Genomic DNA, 20,047 nt, shown 5'->3' on the forward strand with positions numbered 1-20,047 from the left:
CCATTTGCATTGTAGCGCCAGCGTATCAGTTGCGCGGCGCAATGCTAACCGCACAGTATTATGTGCGGACTGAATTTATAGGATGACTACTGCATGATCGCTCATCATCACCATGCGGCAGCTGCTTCACTGAGTCGCCGCGCCATATCATTACCCCAAAAAGCCATCACTCATTTAAATCACACCACCAAAAAATCAGCCCAGCGCGTAACAGGTCTCCTACTTATCGCTGCAGGCTTGGCAGCCACCATACCTGCGCAAGCGGCAACCGTTAGCGTCAGCAACCACCCATTATCACTGCTCAGCCAAGCGGTCACTGACGGCACGCCTGATGCCAAGCAAATTTTGCAAGCAGGGGATGTGGGTCATCATGGCAGTATCAGTCCAAGTGATATGAAGACCATCAAAGACAGCAAGTTTGTGGTTTGGTTTGGCCCTGCGTTAGAAAACAGCCTGAGTGGCAGCTTAAAAGATGCCCCCAACGCCATCAGTTTGTTTGGTTTTAATGCTTTTAATCGTCACCCCTTGCGCGATGTTAAAGGTCAGCCCATTGCAGGTACGCTTGATCCGCATATCTGGCTTGATCCCGAAAATGCCAAAGCCATCACCCGTGCGCTTGCCGCCATTCATACCCATGCCAACCCCAAATACAAAAACACCTATCAGGCCAACGTGCAAAAATTTGCACAGCGTATGGACAACGCCGTCGCGCAGGTACGACAAGACGCGCAGCGCACGCGCTCCTACTGGGCATATCATGACGCTTACCAATATATTGAGGACGCTGCCCATATCAAGCTGGCAGGCAGCCTCAGCCCCGATCACCACTTGGCCCCCAAAGCCAGTCAGTTGCGCTGGCTCACCGAGCACCGCCCTGCCAAAACAATGTGTCTGGTCAATCAAAGTACAACCGCCAAAGGGTTGCTTACCAAACTGGGCCCCCTTAATACCAGTGTCCAAATCGAAGACATGAGTGACAGCCAAGATTTCGTAGAAGGCTGGCGTCACATGGCCGAGCAGATTAACCACTGCGTGGATACACCATAAAATCAGCTAAGCGGGTCATAAAAAAGCGTTGCCATGACCAATGTTATCTGGCATTATCACTGCAAGAGTGATAAAACCTGACTTTGGTCGTGGAATTCATTTAAATAGTTGACAAACTTCATATTATGCTTGCTTAAAAGTGAGCTACTCCTTATAATAAGTGGCGTTTTATTTTGGTTCAAAGGTGATACCTGTATAGTGACTGATTCGTAGGTGCTGTTTTCGCATTGAAGCGAACAGGATCGTAACGCTATATTATAGGAGCACTGATGACCCAGCCTGCCAAACGCACGCAAAAAGATAAAATCGGTATCTGTCTTAAGCGCCAAATTTGGGTATTGTTTATCCTCATTATAGGTGCAAGCTTACTGGATTATTTATGGCTTGATGGGCATTTTGTGGCTGCAAAGAGTACTGCCATTGGTGCACTACTTAGTTTTGTTACCCAAGCCGTATTTGCAGGTTTTATCTTTTGGCATACCGGATACCGCGCGCGTCGACACATTGTCAAGCAGCTGTATCGAGGTCAGATGGTCAAATGGCTACTGACTGTGTTTGGTTTCGCACTAATTTTTATTACCATACAACCCCTGTCAGCGCCCGCGCTATTCATCGGTTTTATGGTAATGCAGATTAGTCATAGTTGGATGTTGTGGCGCATAGGGTAACGAGTACAGACAGTCATAGTGTACTGCTGACTTGTTAATTATTCTGTCATAAGGATAATGCTTGATGTGTCATCTCGCGGTCCAATTTCTCCACGGCTAGTTCGATAACGTCAATAGTAGTACCACATACAGTAATAACGTACCAATCGGCACTGAAGATCTTTCGTGTCACATGATTTTTACGCGCTGGCGAATTATTCTTTTATTCTGAATTTGACGCAGCAAATGTATACAGTAGCAGAGGCTATATCAGGTCACATAGCAACTTGCTGATACAATAGGCAAAAAAAAGATAATTGACTTTACACGAATACAGCGCTGCATTAAGATAGACAGCAAATTATACTGTTCAAGTGCCTCAAGAGATATCGCTAAAGCGTCATATCGACTGAGCGTATGCGAGCATGTACGAACATGATGACTTTATATATAAGTACCAAGGGCTGGTAATGAATACTCTAAAGCCCTTTTTTGATAGCTAAAATTTATTAGATGTTAGTAAGATCAGGTACTTACATTGGACTTATGGGTTGGATGTTGTTGGTTACATGGTAGCTTTAGCTGAATAACACGTGTGCATGACGCACCAGATACAACAGACGCGATATGCGTTTTAGACATACTGGTATGAGCGACTGCATACCTATTCACTAGCCTACTCATCAGATGACAACCGTTTTTTTTGGTAGTTGATTAAATCGTTGATTAATAAGAAGCTTACATTATGGCAGCCGAGCAACAAACATCATCAGAATATATCTCTCACCACTTAACGAATTGGACGTATGGCCACTTGCCAGGCGAAGGTTGGACAGTTGCGCATAATGCTGAAGAAGCATCGCAAATGGGCTTTTACGCCATCCATCTTGACTCTATGCTATGGTCGATCGGTCTTGGCATCTTATTTTGTGCCATTTTTTGGATGGTCGGCAAAAAAGTAACTTCAGGTGTGCCAGGTAAAACCCAAGCTTTTGTGGAAATGATTGTCGAGTTTGTCGACAACAACGTGCGTGATTCTTACAGTGGTACCTCAAAGTTGGTTGCGCCATTGGCATTGACCATCTTCGTATGGATTTTCTTAATGAACTTGATGGACTTAGTGCCTGTCGATTTCATTCCAGTATTGGCGCAAAAAATTGGCGCCGCTATGGGCTATGATCCCCATCATGTATTCATGAAAATCGTACCAAGTACTGACCCTAACGTCACCCTTGGTATGTCATTTTCTGTGTTTGCATTGATTATCTTTTATAGCATTAAAGAGAAAGGTTTGGGCGGTTTTGTTGGTGAACTGACTTTACATCCGTTTAGCGCAAAAAATCCAATCGCAAAAATCATCTTGATCCCGATTAACTTCATCTTAGAGTTTGTGACCTTGATTGCAAAGCCTATCTCATTAGGTCTGCGTCTATTCGGTAACATGTATGCAGGTGAGTTGATCTTTATCTTGATCGCCCTAATGCCATTTTGGATTCAATGGGCATTATCTGTACCGTGGGCAATTTTCCACATCTTAGTTATTACACTTCAAGCGTTCGTATTTATGATGCTCACGATAGTTTATCTGTCACTAGCATCGTCAACTGAACATTAATTAGACATTCAATAGGTAAATGAGGATACATCAATGGATCCAGTATTAGGTGGTTACACAGTTATCGCAGTAGCTCTTTTGATCGGTTTGGGCGCACTTGGCACAGGCATCGGTTTTGCTATCTTGGGCGGCAAATTCTTAGAAGGTGTTGCACGTCAGCCAGAACTTGGTTCACAGTTGCAAACTCGTATGTTTATCGTGGCAGGTCTGCTTGATGCTGTACCGATGATTGGTGTTGGTATTGCTATGCTATTGCTATTCGCTAACCCTCTAGCAGGTTAATATGAAGGCTCAGTTGTCACTGTTTGACTGTCAACTATAGTCAATGAAACTGATTTTTCATTAACAAAGAGGTGATCACGTGAATATCAATTCTACCCTCATCGGTCAAGCCATTGCTTTTGCAATATTTGTGGTTTTTTGCATGAAATTCGTGTGGCCACCACTTATCGGCGCAATAAATGAGCGTCAGCGTAAAATCGCTGACGGCTTAAATGCGGCGGAAAAAGCAAAAGCAGATCTGGCCACCGCGGAGCAAGACGTAAAGCAGGAGCTTGAACTCGCTAAGACGAAATCTGCTGCATTAATTGAGCAAGCGAACAAGAGTGCCAACCAGTTAATTGAAGACGCTAAATCGCAAGCCCAAGTGGAAGGCGAACGTATCCGTCAACAAGCACAAGCGTCTATCGATCAAGAGATCAATCAAGCACGTGAGTCACTACGTGCCCAAGTCGCTGAGTTGTCTGTAATTGGTGCTGAAAAGATTTTGCAAGAAGAAGTCGATATGCAAAAACATGCCAGCATGTTAGACCAACTGGCGGCGAAGCTGTAATTGTGAGGATATAATGGCTGACCTATCAACCTTAGCACGACCCTACGCTAAAGCCGCGTTTGACTATGCCAATGAACAAGGGGTGGTCAATGAATGGGAAGATTTCTTATTCGTTGCCAGTACGATTGTTAATGACAAATCGTTCCATACATGGCTAGAGAACCCAGCCGTGTCTGCTGAGCATAAGTCAGCCGCTTTGGTAGATATTTACAATACACAGGTGGCTGGTGAAGACGATTCTGCCTTTAAAGCTCTACTGAGCTCAAGTCAAGGTCATCATCGTGCCAACGCAGCAAGCTACCCTAAAGTATCAATAGCGCTTAGCAACTTCGTCTATCAGCTATCAGAACAAGAGCGTCTGGCGCTGCTGCCTGAAGTTTATGAGCATTATCGTCGTCATAAAGCCTTGGGCTTAAAGCAGCTTGATGCTTATGTGACCTCTGCCCACCCATTGACCGACGCGCAACGTGACTTGTTTCAAACGCGTCTTGCCGCCTCGCTAAATGCCAGTGTGGTTATTCATGAGTCGGTGGATCCCAGTCTTTTGGCAGGTGCGACTGTCAAAATTGGTGACAAAGTCATTGATGATTCGATGCGCGGCAAGTTACAACAGTTAAAAACACAGCTAACTGCTTAATGCTGATTGCGCAGGTAACACTGCGCCAATCATCAGCATTTGAGACAGTGGGCGGGTTATCATAAATTAAAGGAAACAAGGCAATGCAACAATTGAATCCAGCGGAAATCAGTAATCTGATTAAGCAGCGTATTCAAGACCTTGATGCGGGTGCAACTGCAAAGAATGAAGGCACGATTGTCAAAGTATCTGACGGTATCGTGCAGATTCATGGTCTTGAAGATGCCATGTACGGCGAAATGATTGAGTTCGAAAACGACATCTATGGCATGGCTCTCAACTTAGAGCGTGACTCTGTCGGCGCGGTAATCCTAGGCGATTACCTAAAATTGCAAGAAGGTCAAAAAGCCTATTGTACTGGCCGTATTCTTGAAGTACCCGTAGGTCCTGAGCTGCTAGGCCGTGTTGTTGATGCTTTGGGTAATCCTATTGATGGCAAAGGTCCTATCGATGCCAAAATGACTGATAAAGTCGAAAAAATTGCCCCAGGCGTTATCGACCGTCAATCAGTTGATGAGCCTGTAATGACCGGTTATAAAGCCGTTGATACCATGATCCCTATCGGTCGCGGCCAGCGTGAGCTGATCATTGGTGACCGTCAGACGGGTAAAACCGCTTTGGCAATCGATGCCATTATTGCGCAAAAAGCATCTGGCATTAAGTGTGTGTATGTGGCCGTTGGTCAAAAACGCTCTACTATTGCAAACGTTGTGCGCAAACTAGAACAAACTGGCGCTCTTGAGTACACCACCGTCGTGGTTGCTTCAGCATCAGAGCCTGCCGCACTACAGTACATCGCGCCATATTCAGGCTGTACGATGGGTGAGTACTTCCGTGACCGCGGTGAAGACGCACTGATTGTATTTGATGATCTATCAAAACAGGCGGTTGCTTATCGCCAGATCTCACTACTACTTCGTCGTCCGCCAGGTCGTGAAGCTTATCCTGGTGATGTATTCTATCTCCATTCACGTCTGCTTGAGCGTGCATCACGTGTCAATGCTGACTATGTTGAAAACTTTACCAATGGTGAAGTTAAAGGCAAAACAGGCTCATTGACCGCATTGCCAATCATCGAAACCCAAGCGGGTGACGTATCAGCATTCGTACCAACCAACGTGATCTCGATCACCGATGGTCAGATTTTCCTAGAGTCTAGCTTGTTCAACTCAGGTATCCGTCCTGCTGTGAACGCTGGTATCTCAGTATCTCGTGTTGGTGGTTCAGCACAGACCAAGATCATCAAAAAGCTATCAGGTGGTATCCGTACCGCACTAGCTCAGTATCGTGAATTGGCCGCCTTTGCCCAGTTTGCCTCAGATCTTGACGATGCAACACGTGAGCAGCTCGATCATGGTGAGCGCGTTACCGAACTCATGAAGCAAAAGCAGTATCAGCCAATGTCTATCGCTGAACAAGCCGCTGTTATCTATGCCTCAAACGAAGGTTTCTTGTCAGACGTACCTGTTGAAAAAATCGGTGCCTTTGAAGAAGCTTACTTGCGTTATATGCAAGACGAGCAAGCCGACTTGATGCGTGAAATCAACGACACTGCAAATTATAATGATGATATTTCAGGTCGTTTAAAGTCAGCCGTACAGACTTTCAAACAAAACCACAGTTATTAATTTAACGGGTTAAGCCGGTTTGGTTGGTTGTACGCTCAGTATTGCTAGAGTAGTGCGTAATCGATAATTAGATGACGTGCTGCTTTATCTGCAACCGACGGCATGTGACCGCGTAGTGCTGCAAGTCATTGCGGCATTCGCCAATGCTTTTTTAACCCTCTTATATTGGAATCATTATGGCAAGCTTAAAAGAAATACGTGCCAAAGTCACCAGTATTAAAAGCACCCAGAAGATTACTCGCGCCATGCAAATGGTAGCAGCGAGTAAGATGCGCCGTGCCCAAGAGCGCATGGAAGTGGGTCGCCCGTATGCTGATAGTATGCGCCGGGTTATCTCACATTTGGTGCATGCCTCATCAGACTACAAACATCCTTACATGGTATCTCGCCCGGTCAACAAAGTGGGCTATATCGTTATCACTTCTGACCGTGGCCTCGCGGGTGGCTTGAACATTAACTTGTTTAAAGCACTTACCCAAAGTATTCAAGACTATCAAAACCAGTCTGTACAAGCCGAATTTGCAGTCATTGGCTCAAAAGGTGTCAGCTTCTTCAAAAATTTTGGTGGTAAAGTCACATCAGCAGTCACTGATTATGGCGACAACCCAACGTTTGAGCAGCTAAACGCACCTGTCCAAGCCATGCTTGATGATTATAATACTGGCAAACTTGACCGCATCTATGTGGTTTATAACCAGTTTATTAACGCCATGACTCAAAAACCAACGGTTAATCAGTTGGTGCCATTACCAGAAGAATCACTCAGTGATGAAGAAAGTGGCATCCAGACTGAACTCAGCTGGGATTATATTTATGAGCCTGATATCAAAACACTGATTGATGGTCTGCTAGGGCGCTACATTGAATCGATTGTCTATCAAGCGGTTATGGAAAATATTGCCTCTGAGCAGTCGTCACGTATGGTCGCGATGAAAGCGGCAACAGATAATGCTGGCGATTTAATTAACGATTTACAGTTGGTTTATAACAAGCTGCGTCAAGCGGCGATTACCCGAGAAATCTCGGAAATCGTTGGCGGTGCTGCTGCTGTTTCATAATTGACTACACCTATATATAGAAGTTCAAGGAGAACGCAATGAGTAGCGGTCGTATTGTACAGATCATTGGCGCGGTTATTGACGTTGAATTTAACCGTGACGAAGTGCCTCAGATTTTTGATGCCTTACAAGTAGATGGTACTGAAACTACCCTAGAAGTACAGCAACAATTGGGTGATGGTATCGTACGTACTATTGCGATGGGCTCAACAGAAGGCCTAAAGCGTAACTTACCAGTGACCAACACTGGTGCCCCGATTTCTGTGCCTGTAGGTACGGGTACACTTGGCCGTATTATGGACGTTCTTGGTCGTCCTATTGATGAAGAAGGTCCTGTACCTACCGAAACCAAATGGTCAATCCATCGTGAAGCGCCAAGCTATGCAGAACAGTCAAACAGCACTGAACTGTTAGAGACAGGTATCAAAGTTATTGATCTGCTTTGTCCGTTCGCTAAAGGTGGTAAAGTTGGTCTGTTTGGTGGTGCTGGTGTTGGTAAAACCGTAAACATGATGGAGCTGATCAACAATATCGCTCTAAAACACTCAGGTCTATCAGTGTTTGCTGGTGTTGGTGAGCGTACTCGTGAAGGTAATGACTTCTATCATGAAATGCAAGAAGCTGGCGTTGTCAACACCGAAGACTTTAGCAAATCTAAAGTTGCGATGGTATATGGCCAGATGAATGAGCCACCGGGTAACCGTTTACGTGTTGCACTAACTGGTCTGACCATGGCGGAATATTTCCGTGATACCAAAGATCCAGAAACCGGTAAAGGTCGTGACGTTCTACTGTTCGTTGATAACATCTACCGCTACACGCTAGCAGGTACGGAAGTATCAGCACTGCTTGGCCGTATGCCATCAGCGGTTGGTTATCAGCCAACATTGGCTGAAGAGATGGGTATGCTCCAAGAGCGTATCACCTCAACGCAGTCAGGTTCTATCACTTCCGTTCAGGCCGTATATGTACCTGCGGATGATTTGACCGATCCATCACCTGCAACCACGTTTGCTCACTTGGATGCTACCGTGGTACTAAGCCGTGATATCGCATCACAAGGTATTTATCCTGCGGTTGATCCCCTCGATTCAACCTCACGTCAGCTTGATCCACAAGTGATTGGTGAAGAGCACTATAACGTGGCTCGCGGTGTTCAGGAAGTCTTGCAGCGCTATAAAGAGCTAAAAGACATCATCGCCATTTTGGGTATGGATGAGTTGTCAGAAGAAGACAAATTGGTTGTGTACCGTGCGCGTAAGATTCAGCGCTTCTTATCACAGCCTTTCCACGTTGCTGAAGTCTTTACTGGTGCGCCGGGTAAATATGTGTCACTACGTGATACCATCACAAGCTTTAAAGCCATTATCGCTGGTGAATACGACGACCTACCAGAACAAGCATTTTATATGGCTGGTAGCATTGATGAAGTCGTTGCCAAAGCAGAAAAAATGAAATCTACTGCAGCCTAAGTTGTGCTAGCATTTGCTAAAAGGCAGATAGATCATAGCCGATCTATTTGCCACTAAGTAACGCATCGCAGTTTTGATAGTGAGGAGAGAAAGATGGCAACGTTTCAATGTCGCGTCGTAAGTGCCCGCGAAGAGTTATACTCAGGTGAAGTCAGTATGTTAGTCGCTACGGGTAGCGAGGGCGAGGTTGGTGTGCTATCAGGACACACCCCGCTTATCACATTGCTAAAGCCAGGTGCCATGCGCGTACAAACTGCTGACGGTCAAGAAGAAGTCATTTACGTTTCAGGTGGTGTACTTGAAGTACAACCTAAAATCGTTACTGTGCTTGCTGATACTGCGGTACGCGCACACAACTTGGATGAAAGCAAAATTATCCAAGCGCGTAAAAAAGCTGAGCAAGAATTGGTCAATCAAACGGATTCTGTACAGGTGAATGCGGCATTGGCCTCATTAGCAGAGTCGGTAGGCCAGTTGCAGGCCATCCGTAAGTACAAAAACCGTGCCTAATACGACTTATCTGATTTGACGCTATCGTTATAAGCTAAAAACAGTCCTTTAAGGGCTGTTTTTTTATGCCTGCTCCGCTAGTATTGGTTTTATCCAGACGATGTTTTTGTCTGACCAATAAAGATAACGGTTTTATGAGGATAGCGGTATCATCATCGCTGGCAGTTCAGGCAATATTTGGTTATATTAACAGTAATCACATTTTTGTGAATGCGCGTTATTGTGATATGAGTGATGCATAACAGACTGCTATTTTTTATTAAATTGCGGGCTAAATTGGACGCAAACTAAATATTGAATGGCAGTTGTTTATAGGTTTTGTTAACGGCTATAAGCTATAGTATGGGATGTTATACGTTTGATAGTATACTGTGCTGCTATGTTGACAGCACTGATGGCCATATGCATGGTTTGAGTGAGTGATACTATTGCTTTCGCTGTTCTGACTTTTACGATTTAGAGGATATAAAAATGACAACGACTGAAGAAGACAATACCCCCCGAATTTTGATCGTTGAGGACGACGAGCGTTTGGCGATGTTGACCCAAGATTACTTGGTCAAAAACGGTTTGGAAGTCGCCATCGAAACCGATGGTAATCGTGCGATTCGCCGCATTGTAAATGAGCAACCAGATATGGTTGTTTTGGATGTGATGTTACCTGGTAGTGACGGTTTGACCGTGTGCCGTGAAGTGCGCCCACATTATCAAAATCCGATTTTGATGCTGACTGCGCGTACCGAAGATATGGATCAAGTCCTTGGTCTAGAAATGGGCGCGGATGACTATGTGGCGAAGCCTGCTCAGCCGCGTGTATTACTCGCTCGCATCCGTGCGTTGTTACGCCGCTCTGAAAATGCGCCATCAGAAGATGTACCGCAGCGCCTTGAGTTTGGCGAACTGGTCATTGATAATGGCGGCCGCTCAGTTCATCTGGGTGACGAATTGGTGGACTTTACCAGTGCCGAATATGATCTATTGTGGCTATTGGCATCAAATGCAGGCCGTATTTTATCGCGTGAAGATATTTTTGAGCGTTTGCGCGGGATTGAGTATGATGGTCAAGATCGTTCGATTGACGTGCGTATTTCGCGTATCCGTCCAAAAATTGGTGATGATCCAGAAAATCCAAAGCGTATCAAAACCGTTCGTAGTAAAGGCTATTTGTTTGTTAAAGAAGGCAACTAAGCCGCGTTTGTATGTCAGTCATGTGTAGGCGCTATCCACGACTTGATTGACAATGTATGATAAGAAACCAGCCTTGTGCTGGTTTTTTCATGCCTAGAAACAATTTTTTTAAACTTATGATGGGCGTTATGTGTTTTAATTAAGCTTATGGATACCCCAAAAGCAATGGTCACTGAATAATATCACAGTGAATATCGCAAAAAAGCTGGGTAGGTTTTAAGTGATGGATCTCGGACAGGTAGGGTATGCCATAGCCAAGTGGCAGTATCATCGTACCTGTCCGTATTCATATGTTAGCGCGAATTGGCTTGGTCAGAGATTATTCAATAGATTGGTAACGACACAATATGTCATTAGTTTCATCTTTAAAGCACAGTATCTTTATTCGAATTTATGGCGGTCTGTTGATCGTCTGCTTGTGTGTGGCTTTATTCGCACAGCTTCTGATGGGCACCATCAATAAAGAGCGCGTCCAATCTTATCGCGAGAACATGGCGACGGGTGCCTTTTACTTGGTAGGTGAGGGCATTACGCACCAAACCAGTGATACCGAGCGTGAATATTGGTTGTCTGATGCCAGCAGTTTATTTGGCTCAACCTTTCATATTGTACCCACCGACGAGATTGATTTTAGCTCTAGTGAACTGCGCCGCTTAGAGGATGGTAAAGCAGTAGTACGCTATGTGAGCCAGCCCAGTTATGCCGATGTGTATTATCGTCTGCCAGAGGGCAGCAACGTTTTGACCGTGCGGCTCTCACAAGTCAATGAGCAGCAAGTACGCGCTATGGCAGTGTTTTTGCTTGATGACTTGTCGTACCATACCACCTTATCAGATAAGCGTGCTCGTCTTGCAGAACTTGAAGAGAAGTTTTCTTTTCCGCTATCGTTGGCGTCCGTGAGCGCATTGAGTCTGGATAATGATCAGTTGGCAAGGCTACGCCGCGATGAAGTGGTGATTTTGTTTCAAGATACCAGCTCCAGCCAAACCAATTCTTCTATCCGCGTTATTGTGCCATCAGAAATTAATGATATGGTCGTGCTTATGGGGCCTGTGCCGCTCTTTAATTGGTTTCCGCTTAACTTGATTATCAGCATGGTTTTGATCAGTATGTTTTTGATCAGCTTGGGCGTTTATGCGCTCATCTTTCCACTGGAGCGCAAATTACAGTTGATCCAAGTGGGTGTTAATGAAGTCAGTAAAGGCAATTTGGACATTCAAGTACAGGTGATTGGTCAAGATGAAATTGCCAGATTGTCGGCCACTTTTAATGGAATGACTGAGCATATTAAGCGCTTGATTGAATCGCAGCGCGAACTCACTCGCGCCGTTTCTCACGAACTGCGAACGCCCGTGGCACGTATTCGCTTTGCCGTAGACATGCTGGCAGATACCGATGATGAAGACTCGCGGCACATGCAGCGCGACTTTATCGATGAAGATATCGAATCGCTTAATGGCTTGATTGATGAGATTTTAACCTATGCCAAGCTGGAGGAAGGGTCACCGAAGCTTGATTTAGAGCCAGTCAATCTCAAAGAGTTGATCGAGCAAATTGAACGCGAAACCAATGCCCTTGGCAAGCCGATTAAAATCGTTGCCAACCCGCCTGGACCTAAGGTCACGGCGGTTGCTGATAGACGCTATCTGCACCGTGTGATTCAAAACTTAGCGGGTAATGCTCTGCGTTATGCTGAAACGACCATTGTGATCAGTGGTGGTGTTAGAAAGGGCAATGCCTTTGTGACTGTTGAGGATGATGGGCATGGTATTCCAGAGGAAGATCGTGAAAAGGTATTTATTCCTTTCTCACGTCTTGATGACAGTCGCACCCGCGCCTCAGGTGGCTATGGGCTTGGTTTATCGATTGTTTCACGTATCGCTTTTTGGTTTAATGGCGGCATGAAAGTGGATGAAAGCCCTGAGCTGGGCGGCGCTCGATTTATCATGACATGGCCTGTTAAGCCGCTGGCACAAACCATCGCTGCTGACGACATCACGCAAGAGCAAAGCGATCGTACTTTTGATGTTTGAGACTTATAGTTGACTGGACGATACCAAGTAGGTGGCATGATTAGGCTGTCCATGATACCTACCATTATTATTTAACACGATAGGAGAGCAACACATGCCTTACTTGTTTGGAGGGTTGGTTGTATTAAATGCCATTACGCTTGGCTATTATCTGTTTCTCAAGCAACCAACAGCAACGCAGAGTTTACAAGCGGCCGAGGCTGAGCTGACGCAGCCCATTGAATTTACGAATAGTGCAGTGCACATTCCACCACTGATCGGCAGTAAAGACTGAATGCATCATGAAAGTTGTCAAGCGATGACCAACAAAAAAGCCACTATATGATTAGTGGCTTTTTTGTTGGTATGTGTTGAAACCTATAAAATTATTCTGCGGGAAGTTCTTTTGGCTGCTCACCAGCGATTTTGGAAATGAGTGGTATTCTGATACAGACCTGCAAACCACCATCAGGATGATTGATGGCCTCAACCGTGCCATGATGTAACCCTGCAATGCGATTGACAATGGCCAAACCAAGGCCGCTGCCTTGGGTCGTACGAGCCGTTTCACCACGCTCAAATGGCTGCATGATGCGCTCAAGCTGATCTTCAGCCACACCACTACCGCAATCGCGCACGCAAATCATCAGTTGCTCCTGTGCTTCTTGATTGACCGTATTTTCGCTGATCACTTCATCGTCATCGGTGTCTACCGTGTCAATAAAAGTGGGTACGATGGTCGCGGACAAATAAATGGGCGGCTTGCCATAGCGATTGGCGTTGTTAACCAAATTGATGATCAGGCGCTTGATAGACAATGGCCGCACTGGTACGGCTTTGTGGCATTCTGACTGATAAATAAATTCCATCGGTGCAAACTGCACCATAATTTCATTAAAAATAGTATCAAGGTTGGTCAAATGAACGGGTTCATCAGAGCCATCTTTCATAAAAGAGATGAACTGCTCCAAAATCGCATCCATATCCTCAATATCGTAAATAAGCCCTTCTCGAAAAAAGTCATCAGGGAGCATCTCAGCAGTCAAGCGCATGCGGGTTAGTGGGGTGCGCAAATCGTGTGAAATACCAGCAAGCATGATGGTACGCTCTTTTTGTGCTTGGTTAAGCGTGGTAAAAAGACGGTTAAAGGCGGTATTGACCTGCCTGATCTCAGTTGGCCCTGTTCCTGTAGGCAGCGTTGTCGCATGACCAAGACGAATATAGTTGGTCGCGGCGCGCTGCAAATGACGTAACGGACGGTTGAGTTGCCGTGCCAGCATGATGATGGTGAGCAAAGTCAAAATAGGTAAGCCCAGCAAAAACATCAATAGCAATGCAGGGCTGTACTGTGAGTAGTAGATCACAGGCTCACGTATCCAAAAGCTTTTATCCGCGCTGTCTTGCACCCACAGCTGAGGTGTGGGTTTGAACTTAAAATAGACCTGAACTGGGCGGCCGAGCTGCGCGCTAATCTCGTGCTGCAATACATTGGTAAACAGCCCCACAAATAGTTTGTCCTCAACATCAGGGAAGTCGCGCGGGTTGTCCACCACAACCACATGTGAATGCTCGTAGACCCATTGACGCATGGCTTGATTGTCACGCCAGTCTTTTTTGACGCTACTGATCAAATGCAGCTCACTGGTCAGATAACGCGCATGGGTTTTGAGCTCAGGCAAATACAAACTGCGCCAGAACAACCAAATCGACAAACCAACACTAATGACCACAATAAAGGTCACCATCAGTGTGGTCAGCCAGCTGCTAGAGTACGAGCGTGCCAACCAGCCACGGCGGCGAGGACGAGAGGATGGGGGAAGCATGAGTGGCGACTACTCCGATAAATAGAGTACAAAGTATAGTGCAATCATGAAACATACGCTATGGGCGTTCTTGAATGTACCCATTGGTTGTGGTCAAATTGTGGTCAAAAAAAAGTAAGAAGCCAAATCGATAGTGGCATTTAAATCATTGTTCTAAAATGAATTAAATAAACACAGTTTCTGTTTTCAACAAAATAATAGTATGGTATAATTATGCCCTTTTTGGTATACCTGCGAAAGAGAGAATTCACATGGTTGTTATTCGTTTAGCACGGGGCGGTGCCAAAAAACGCCCATTTTATCAAGTAGTCGTTGCTGATCAACGCCGCGCGCGTGACGGTCGCTACATCGAAAATATTGGCTTTTTTAACCCGCTCGCTAAAGAGTCAGAAGAAGCTGTACGCCTAGACATGGACGCGTACAACGCGTGGGTCGCTAAAGGTGCACAACCTTCAGACCGCGTTGCTTCATTAGCAAAGTCTTACAAAAAAGCTGCAGAGAGCACTGACGCTACCGCGTAATGTGTACTGATGTTGTACTCATACAATCATCAGTCAGCTAAAAACATATAGCGTAACTGGTTTGACCAGGCTACGCGATTCACTGTTTATAATCTTTAGTTTGATTGGTTGTTGACAATCGCTGTTTTAATTACTACTAGGTTAGCCCTTATGTCATCAAAACCCAACGCCGATACCCTGATGAAAATCGGTCAGCTCAAAAAGCCTTACGGCATTAAAGGCTGGCTTTGGGTGTTTAGCGATACCGATGAGCGTGAGGCAATATTTGACATGCAGCCATGGTGGATCAAAACCGCTGTGGGTATCAAACCGTTAACGGTAACGGCTTGGCGTCGTCAAGGTTCTGGACTTGTGGCTCAGTTTGAGCAAGTACCAGACCGTAATGTTGCTGAAACGATGAACGGTGTGGCCATTTTGGTGGCACAAGAGGTATTGCCTGAGACTGCTGAAGACGAGTATTACTGGTCAGATTTGGTCGGTATGCAGGTGGTCAATGAACAGCACGAATACTTAGGTGACATTACTGAAATGTTTGAAACGGGCGCACACGATATCATATGTGTGGCAGCCACTTCAGGCAGCTTGGATGATGAAGAGCGTTTGATTCCGTGGCACAAGCAAACCGTCATGCAGGTCGATAAGGCTGGCAAAATGGTTTATGTGGCATGGCCTAGTGACTATTAAATAGTTACTCACAGTTGTGATTGCCGATCAGCCAATACGTATCAACAAGCAAATCACGGCGCGACGCCTTGTTTTGATGAATGATGCAAGCTTAACTGGCGCAATTACGCATTGCTACTACGGTGGTTTGTTCACGCAGCAACAGAGGTCTGATGTATTTTGCCGTAATTAGTATCTTTCCTGAGATGTTCACCGCGATTCGTGATTTTGGTATCACGGCGCGAGCGGTTTCTCAGCAGCAAGTTACGATTGACTGCATCAACCCTCGTGACTATACCACTGACAACTACCGCCGCATTGATGAACGTCCTTATGGTGGTGGTCCTGGTATGGTGATGATGGCTGGACCGCTGTCACAAGCGCTAGAACAAGCGCGTACTCGTGCGCTAGCGCATGGATGCCGTATGGTTGCTGCGCACTGCCCAGTAGTCTATATGTCACCGCAAGGCAAAACGCTGAGCGAGGCAAGCGTGGTCGATATGGCCAAGTACGACGGTATGATTATTTTGTGCGGTCGTTATGAGGGTATTGATGAGCGTCTACTGACCCAGTATGTCGATATCGAAATCTCCCTTGGAGATTATGTGTTGACGGGTGGTGAGCTGCCTGCAATGGTGATGATGGATAGCGTGATACGGCGTCTACCTGATGTCATGGGTGATGACCAATCCGCTGAGCAAGACTCGTTTGTCGATGGCTTGCTGGACTGTCCGCACTATACTAAGCCGCATCACTTTGCGGATATGGCAGTACCCGAGGTATTACTCTCAGGTCATCATGCCAATATCGCCAAGTGGCGCTTTTTGCAGCAAGTATCGCGCACCAAAGCACGGCGTCCTGACTTGTGGCAAGCGTTTACGCCAAACGCGCAACAAGCCAAATGGCTCAAAGCATTGGCAAAAAAGCAGTCATGAGTGTTCAAACTGCTGCAAACTAACAGATAAACAGTGAACTGATAAATTTTGAGCAATACAAAACAGGTCATCTTATTATGGCCGTTTGCCACCCCCATTTATGTCACGTCTTGATATTAACGAGTCGTGATTATTTATTACAAATAGGTGATACGCGTGAAGCCTCTATCATCTAATGTGAGGAGATAACTCTCATGAGCAACAAGCATCCATTGGTTCAGGTCATTGAAAACGCTCAATTGCGTGAGCACCCAAGTTTCGCCCCTGGCGACACGGTTGTGGTTCAAGTAAAAGTCCGCGAAGGTGAGCGTGAGCGTCTACAGGCTTTTGAAGGCGTTGTTATTGCTAAGCGTAACCGCGGTCTAAACTCTGCGTTTACCGTTCGCAAAATTTCAAGCGGTATCGGTGTTGAGCGTGCATTCCAATTGCATTCACCATTGATCGATAGCATTGAAGTGAAACGCCGCGGTGCTGTTCGCCGTGCAAAACTGTACTACTTACGCGAGCGTTCTGGCAAATCAGCACGTATCCGCGAAAAGCTTGGTGCTCGTCCTACCGCGCAGAAAAAAACTGACGCTGGTGTACCTGATGCGGTTGAAACTGCACCTGGTATCTAAGCTCAAGCTTAACTGCTTTGATCTATCGGCGATGACGTCAATAGGTCAACTGGCGGTAGTAGATACAAGCCCTTATTCATAGGTTTATTTATAAATAAGTGGGCGTACCAAAAAAGACAAAACCCCAGTTTGTGCTGATGCCGAACTGGGGTTTTTGTATATATGGGTTGTATAAAAAACAAGGTAATCCGCCCATGGTACGCAGATACGATGCCGTCAGCTGCCTAACGGTTCTAAGCGATTGCTCTGATCTTTGGAGTTGCTGTATTTGCGCAGGCGAATGTAAAGAATTTTGGTCACGGTAGCGATGATTTTCTGCTGCTCATCGACAATATCGGTGACGTATTCACGAAATACCGCGTCGCCATCTTTTGCCAACTCTTGAATGGTGGCCACCTCACTACTGGATATCTTCATGCGTGCGGTCACCTTGCTGTGTCCCGGTGCGACAAACTCAATATGAGAGCTTTTGTCCCACACCACGTAGCTGCTACCCAGTTGATGCATCAGCATCAGCATATAAAACGGGTCAGTCATCGAATACAAGCTACCACCAAACTGTGTTCCCACGATATTTTTGTTCAGTGTGGTTAGCGGCATGCTCACCACGCACAAGCCTTGATCAAAATTAATGTGCTCAATTTTAATGCCAGCACCGAGATAAGGGGCATAAGTATTGATACGCAGTTTAAGTAAATGCGGTGTCAACAGCGGCATGATATTTTTTTTGGCGTTGCGCTTTAGAGCGTCTAGGTTTTTGGGTAGTAGACTCATTTGGTTTTCCTTTGTCCTTCGTTTCCAATCCATGATATAGCGGCCATCCATGATGCCTAGGTATCAGGTGTTCAAAAGATTTCTATCTTAATTAAAAACGGCAATGGCAACCAGTCTTAATGCGTAACGAGGCAAATAACGCTACGACATAGCGAAAACAGTACCTATAGCATAAGAGAAACTTTCAACGAACAATATTCTTTAGATAACGCTACTAAATGTTCGTTATATCGTTCTGTATATTAATTTAAGGCGCATAATAGCATACAATGAACGCAAATTTTTGTCCGGTTATTTTATTGTTGATATAGATGAAGCTATATCAGTAATGACTCAAGAAGGACATCATATCTCAGCCAACACAAGGAGAAGTGATGAGCCAGAATATCGACTCTACTGTAAACTCTGATCAACATATATCTACTAATAATGATAATCAATTGCATGAAAAAGGAAGTTATGCAGATCTGCATCGGCCCAGTAGCAGTTTTGCTAGTCGTGATGATTATTTAAACCATGAACTACAAATCATGCAGCCCAAACGCTGGCGTGCCAACCTGCCTTTTCGTGATTATCGTTTTGAATTTGAAGACGCTATCCCTGCTATGGCAGCGACTATTGGTAAGGTGGTCATGGTGGGCGCCATTGCAGCGACCTTTGCAGGCCCACTTGGTTTAGGCGACGGGTTTGTGCTTGAAAACGTACGCTATGAGCTGTTGATCGTCTCGTTTTTTATTGTACTATTTTCAGGCTTTTTTCTACCGACGGCCAACCTTGCAGGTACGCATGGCCCGTTGATTCCGCTGATTCCAATTGTGGTGGCCGCTGGTGGTCACCCGATGGCATTTGGCTTACTCATTGGTGCTTTTGGTTTGATGCTGGCGATCAGTAAAGGGGGTAGTTTGCTCGCCAACCTCACCAGTAAAGGGGTGTGCGGCGGCCTATTGCTATACTTGGGCTTTATCGGCACCACCTCGCAAGTCAAAAAGCTGTTTGCGTGGTCTGAGAGCATTGGCATGACCCACATTGCATTTACAGTGATTTTGCTCACCATTTTGCTATATGCGTTATTGGAACATTTTCAAAAGCGCTGGCTTGCCGTGCCGCTCAGCTGCTTACTTGGCGGCGGGGTAGCATTTTTGATGGGTGCACCATTTGCGTTTAAGACCGCGCCTGGCCTGCCGCATATGAGTCCCATGTATTGGTGGGGTGAGAATACTGGTTGGATGCTGGGTATGCCAACCCTTGAGAGTTTTATCGTTGTGCTGCCATTTGCCATTTTAGCGGTCGCGATGTGGTCGCCTGACTTTTTGGGTCATCAAGTGTTCCAAAAAATCAGCTACCCCAAGCGTACTGAGCGTGTGTTGATGGACATTGACGACACCATGGTCAGCGCTTCGTTTCGTCAGGTGGCAGGTTCTGTACTGGGTGGATCAAACTTTGCGTCCTCGTGGGGAACGTACATTGTACCTGCCGCGATTGCCAAGCGTCCTATCCCTGCCGGTGCGCTGCTAACGGCACTATTTTGTGTGGTTGCTGGCGTCTGGGGTTATCCGATGGATTTGGCTATTTGGGAGCCAGTACTGTGTATTGCGCTGATTGTAGGGGTATTTATTCCGCTGCTTGAGGCAGGTATGGAGATGACGCGTGAAGGCAAGACCACACAGTCTGCAGCGATTGTGGTATTCGCCTCAGCGCTGGTTAATCCTGCATTTGGCTGGTCACTCACCTTATTGTTAGACAATTTGGGCTTGATTGGCTCAAAAGAGCGTAGCGCCAGCTTATCAAAAATGAGCCGCTGGATTATTCCGGGTATCATGTTTGTGGTGTTGACTGGTGTGATGGCGGTGGTCGGTATGCTGCCTGGTATTGAAGCGTTGTTACCAAGTTTCCGCCATTAATCTAAGACACTCAATCTACCGTTCAGCCGTCAATAAAAGCCAGTCTCGTACTGGCTTTTTTGATGCTGATATTTCGAGCCATTAGCCAGTCGGCACACGGTCGATGGCTTGCAAAACCGCTACTGTCCCCCATAAATAGCAGATAATCCATCCTTTTTATGAGCACT

Annotated in this window: 20 protein-coding genes; 18 read left to right on the forward strand and 2 right to left on the reverse strand. The window is 45.8% G+C overall.

Features of this window, described 5'->3' with window-relative positions; all coding sequences use genetic code 11:
* Positions 1–93 precede the first annotated feature (93 nt).
* The 13 genes from ACFI32_RS08965 (at position 94) to ACFI32_RS09025 (ending at position 12,941) form a co-directional block, all read left to right on the forward strand.
* Positions 94–1,047 carry a metal ABC transporter solute-binding protein, Zn/Mn family gene (locus tag ACFI32_RS08965; RefSeq protein ID WP_462626199.1) on the forward strand — a complete coding sequence of 318 codons (954 nt, stop codon included), beginning with the start codon at positions 94–96 and terminating at the stop codon, positions 1,045–1,047.
* A 269-nt stretch (positions 1,048–1,316) separates the two neighbouring features.
* The gene (locus ACFI32_RS08970) at positions 1,317–1,715 is read left to right on the forward strand and encodes an ATP synthase subunit I (protein ID WP_462626200.1); all 399 of its coding nucleotides are present in this window, start codon (positions 1,317–1,319) and stop codon (positions 1,713–1,715) included.
* Between the two features lie 724 nt (positions 1,716–2,439).
* The gene (gene atpB / locus ACFI32_RS08975; protein WP_462626201.1) at positions 2,440–3,309 is read left to right on the forward strand and encodes a F0F1 ATP synthase subunit A; all 870 of its coding nucleotides are present in this window, start codon (positions 2,440–2,442) and stop codon (positions 3,307–3,309) included.
* A 33-nt stretch (positions 3,310–3,342) separates the two neighbouring features.
* On the forward strand, positions 3,343–3,591 hold the full coding sequence (gene atpE / locus ACFI32_RS08980; RefSeq protein ID WP_025651437.1) for a F0F1 ATP synthase subunit C: 249 nt from the start codon (positions 3,343–3,345) through the stop codon (positions 3,589–3,591).
* A 79-nt stretch (positions 3,592–3,670) separates the two neighbouring features.
* Positions 3,671–4,141 carry a F0F1 ATP synthase subunit B gene (locus tag ACFI32_RS08985; RefSeq protein ID WP_462626202.1) on the forward strand — a complete coding sequence of 157 codons (471 nt, stop codon included), beginning with the start codon at positions 3,671–3,673 and terminating at the stop codon, positions 4,139–4,141.
* Positions 4,142–4,154: 13 nt separating this feature from the next.
* On the forward strand, positions 4,155–4,778 hold the full coding sequence (locus ACFI32_RS08990) for a F0F1 ATP synthase subunit delta (protein ID WP_462626203.1): 624 nt from the start codon (positions 4,155–4,157) through the stop codon (positions 4,776–4,778).
* Positions 4,779–4,861: 83 nt separating this feature from the next.
* The gene (atpA, locus tag ACFI32_RS08995) at positions 4,862–6,406 is read left to right on the forward strand and encodes a F0F1 ATP synthase subunit alpha (RefSeq protein ID WP_462626204.1); all 1,545 of its coding nucleotides are present in this window, start codon (positions 4,862–4,864) and stop codon (positions 6,404–6,406) included.
* Between the two features lie 176 nt (positions 6,407–6,582).
* A complete protein-coding gene (gene atpG / locus ACFI32_RS09000) occupies positions 6,583–7,464 on the forward strand; it encodes a F0F1 ATP synthase subunit gamma (RefSeq protein WP_462626205.1) in 882 nt (293 codons plus the stop codon).
* Positions 7,465–7,502: 38 nt separating this feature from the next.
* A complete protein-coding gene (atpD, locus tag ACFI32_RS09005) occupies positions 7,503–8,936 on the forward strand; it encodes a F0F1 ATP synthase subunit beta (RefSeq protein ID WP_462626206.1) in 1,434 nt (477 codons plus the stop codon).
* A 93-nt stretch (positions 8,937–9,029) separates the two neighbouring features.
* Positions 9,030–9,446 (forward strand): F0F1 ATP synthase subunit epsilon, encoded by a 417-nt coding sequence (locus tag ACFI32_RS09010; protein ID WP_462626207.1) that lies wholly within the window; start codon positions 9,030–9,032, stop codon positions 9,444–9,446.
* Positions 9,447–9,917: 471 nt separating this feature from the next.
* Positions 9,918–10,634: a response regulator gene (locus ACFI32_RS09015; RefSeq protein ID WP_462626208.1), complete on the forward strand. Its 717-nt coding sequence runs from the start codon at positions 9,918–9,920 to the stop codon at positions 10,632–10,634.
* Between the two features lie 347 nt (positions 10,635–10,981).
* Entirely contained in the window at positions 10,982–12,667 is a 1,686-nt protein-coding gene (locus ACFI32_RS09020; protein WP_462626209.1) for an ATP-binding protein, read from the forward strand.
* Between the two features lie 94 nt (positions 12,668–12,761).
* Positions 12,762–12,941 (forward strand): hypothetical protein, encoded by a 180-nt coding sequence (locus ACFI32_RS09025; protein WP_462626210.1) that lies wholly within the window; start codon positions 12,762–12,764, stop codon positions 12,939–12,941.
* A 91-nt stretch (positions 12,942–13,032) separates the two neighbouring features.
* Here ACFI32_RS09025 and ACFI32_RS09030 read toward each other — a convergent pair whose 3' ends face one another.
* Entirely contained in the window at positions 13,033–14,469 is a 1,437-nt protein-coding gene (locus ACFI32_RS09030) for an ATP-binding protein (protein WP_462626212.1), read from the reverse strand.
* 251 nt (positions 14,470–14,720) lie between these two features.
* Here ACFI32_RS09030 and rpsP point away from each other — a divergent pair, with 251 nt between their 5' ends.
* The 4 genes from rpsP (at position 14,721) to rplS (ending at position 17,205) form a co-directional block, all read left to right on the forward strand.
* Positions 14,721–14,990, forward strand: coding sequence for a 30S ribosomal protein S16 (rpsP, locus tag ACFI32_RS09035; protein WP_462626213.1), 270 nt, complete (start codon positions 14,721–14,723; stop codon positions 14,988–14,990).
* Between the two features lie 150 nt (positions 14,991–15,140).
* On the forward strand, positions 15,141–15,674 hold the full coding sequence (gene rimM / locus ACFI32_RS09040) for a ribosome maturation factor RimM (RefSeq protein WP_462626215.1): 534 nt from the start codon (positions 15,141–15,143) through the stop codon (positions 15,672–15,674).
* A gap of 152 nt (positions 15,675–15,826) precedes the next feature.
* Positions 15,827–16,588, forward strand: coding sequence for a tRNA (guanosine(37)-N1)-methyltransferase TrmD (gene trmD / locus ACFI32_RS09045; RefSeq protein ID WP_462626216.1), 762 nt, complete (start codon positions 15,827–15,829; stop codon positions 16,586–16,588).
* A gap of 194 nt (positions 16,589–16,782) precedes the next feature.
* Positions 16,783–17,205 carry a 50S ribosomal protein L19 gene (gene rplS, locus ACFI32_RS09050; protein ID WP_462626217.1) on the forward strand — a complete coding sequence of 141 codons (423 nt, stop codon included), beginning with the start codon at positions 16,783–16,785 and terminating at the stop codon, positions 17,203–17,205.
* Between the two features lie 216 nt (positions 17,206–17,421).
* Here rplS and ACFI32_RS09055 read toward each other — a convergent pair whose 3' ends face one another.
* Entirely contained in the window at positions 17,422–17,979 is a 558-nt protein-coding gene (locus tag ACFI32_RS09055) for a DUF4442 domain-containing protein (RefSeq protein WP_462626218.1), read from the reverse strand.
* A gap of 374 nt (positions 17,980–18,353) precedes the next feature.
* Here ACFI32_RS09055 and ACFI32_RS09060 point away from each other — a divergent pair, with 374 nt between their 5' ends.
* Entirely contained in the window at positions 18,354–19,880 is a 1,527-nt protein-coding gene (locus ACFI32_RS09060) for a DUF3360 family protein (protein ID WP_462626219.1), read from the forward strand.
* The last annotated feature ends 167 nt before the right edge of the window (positions 19,881–20,047 follow it).

The sequence above is a fragment of the Psychrobacter sp. PSi21 genome (assembly GCF_054960615.1).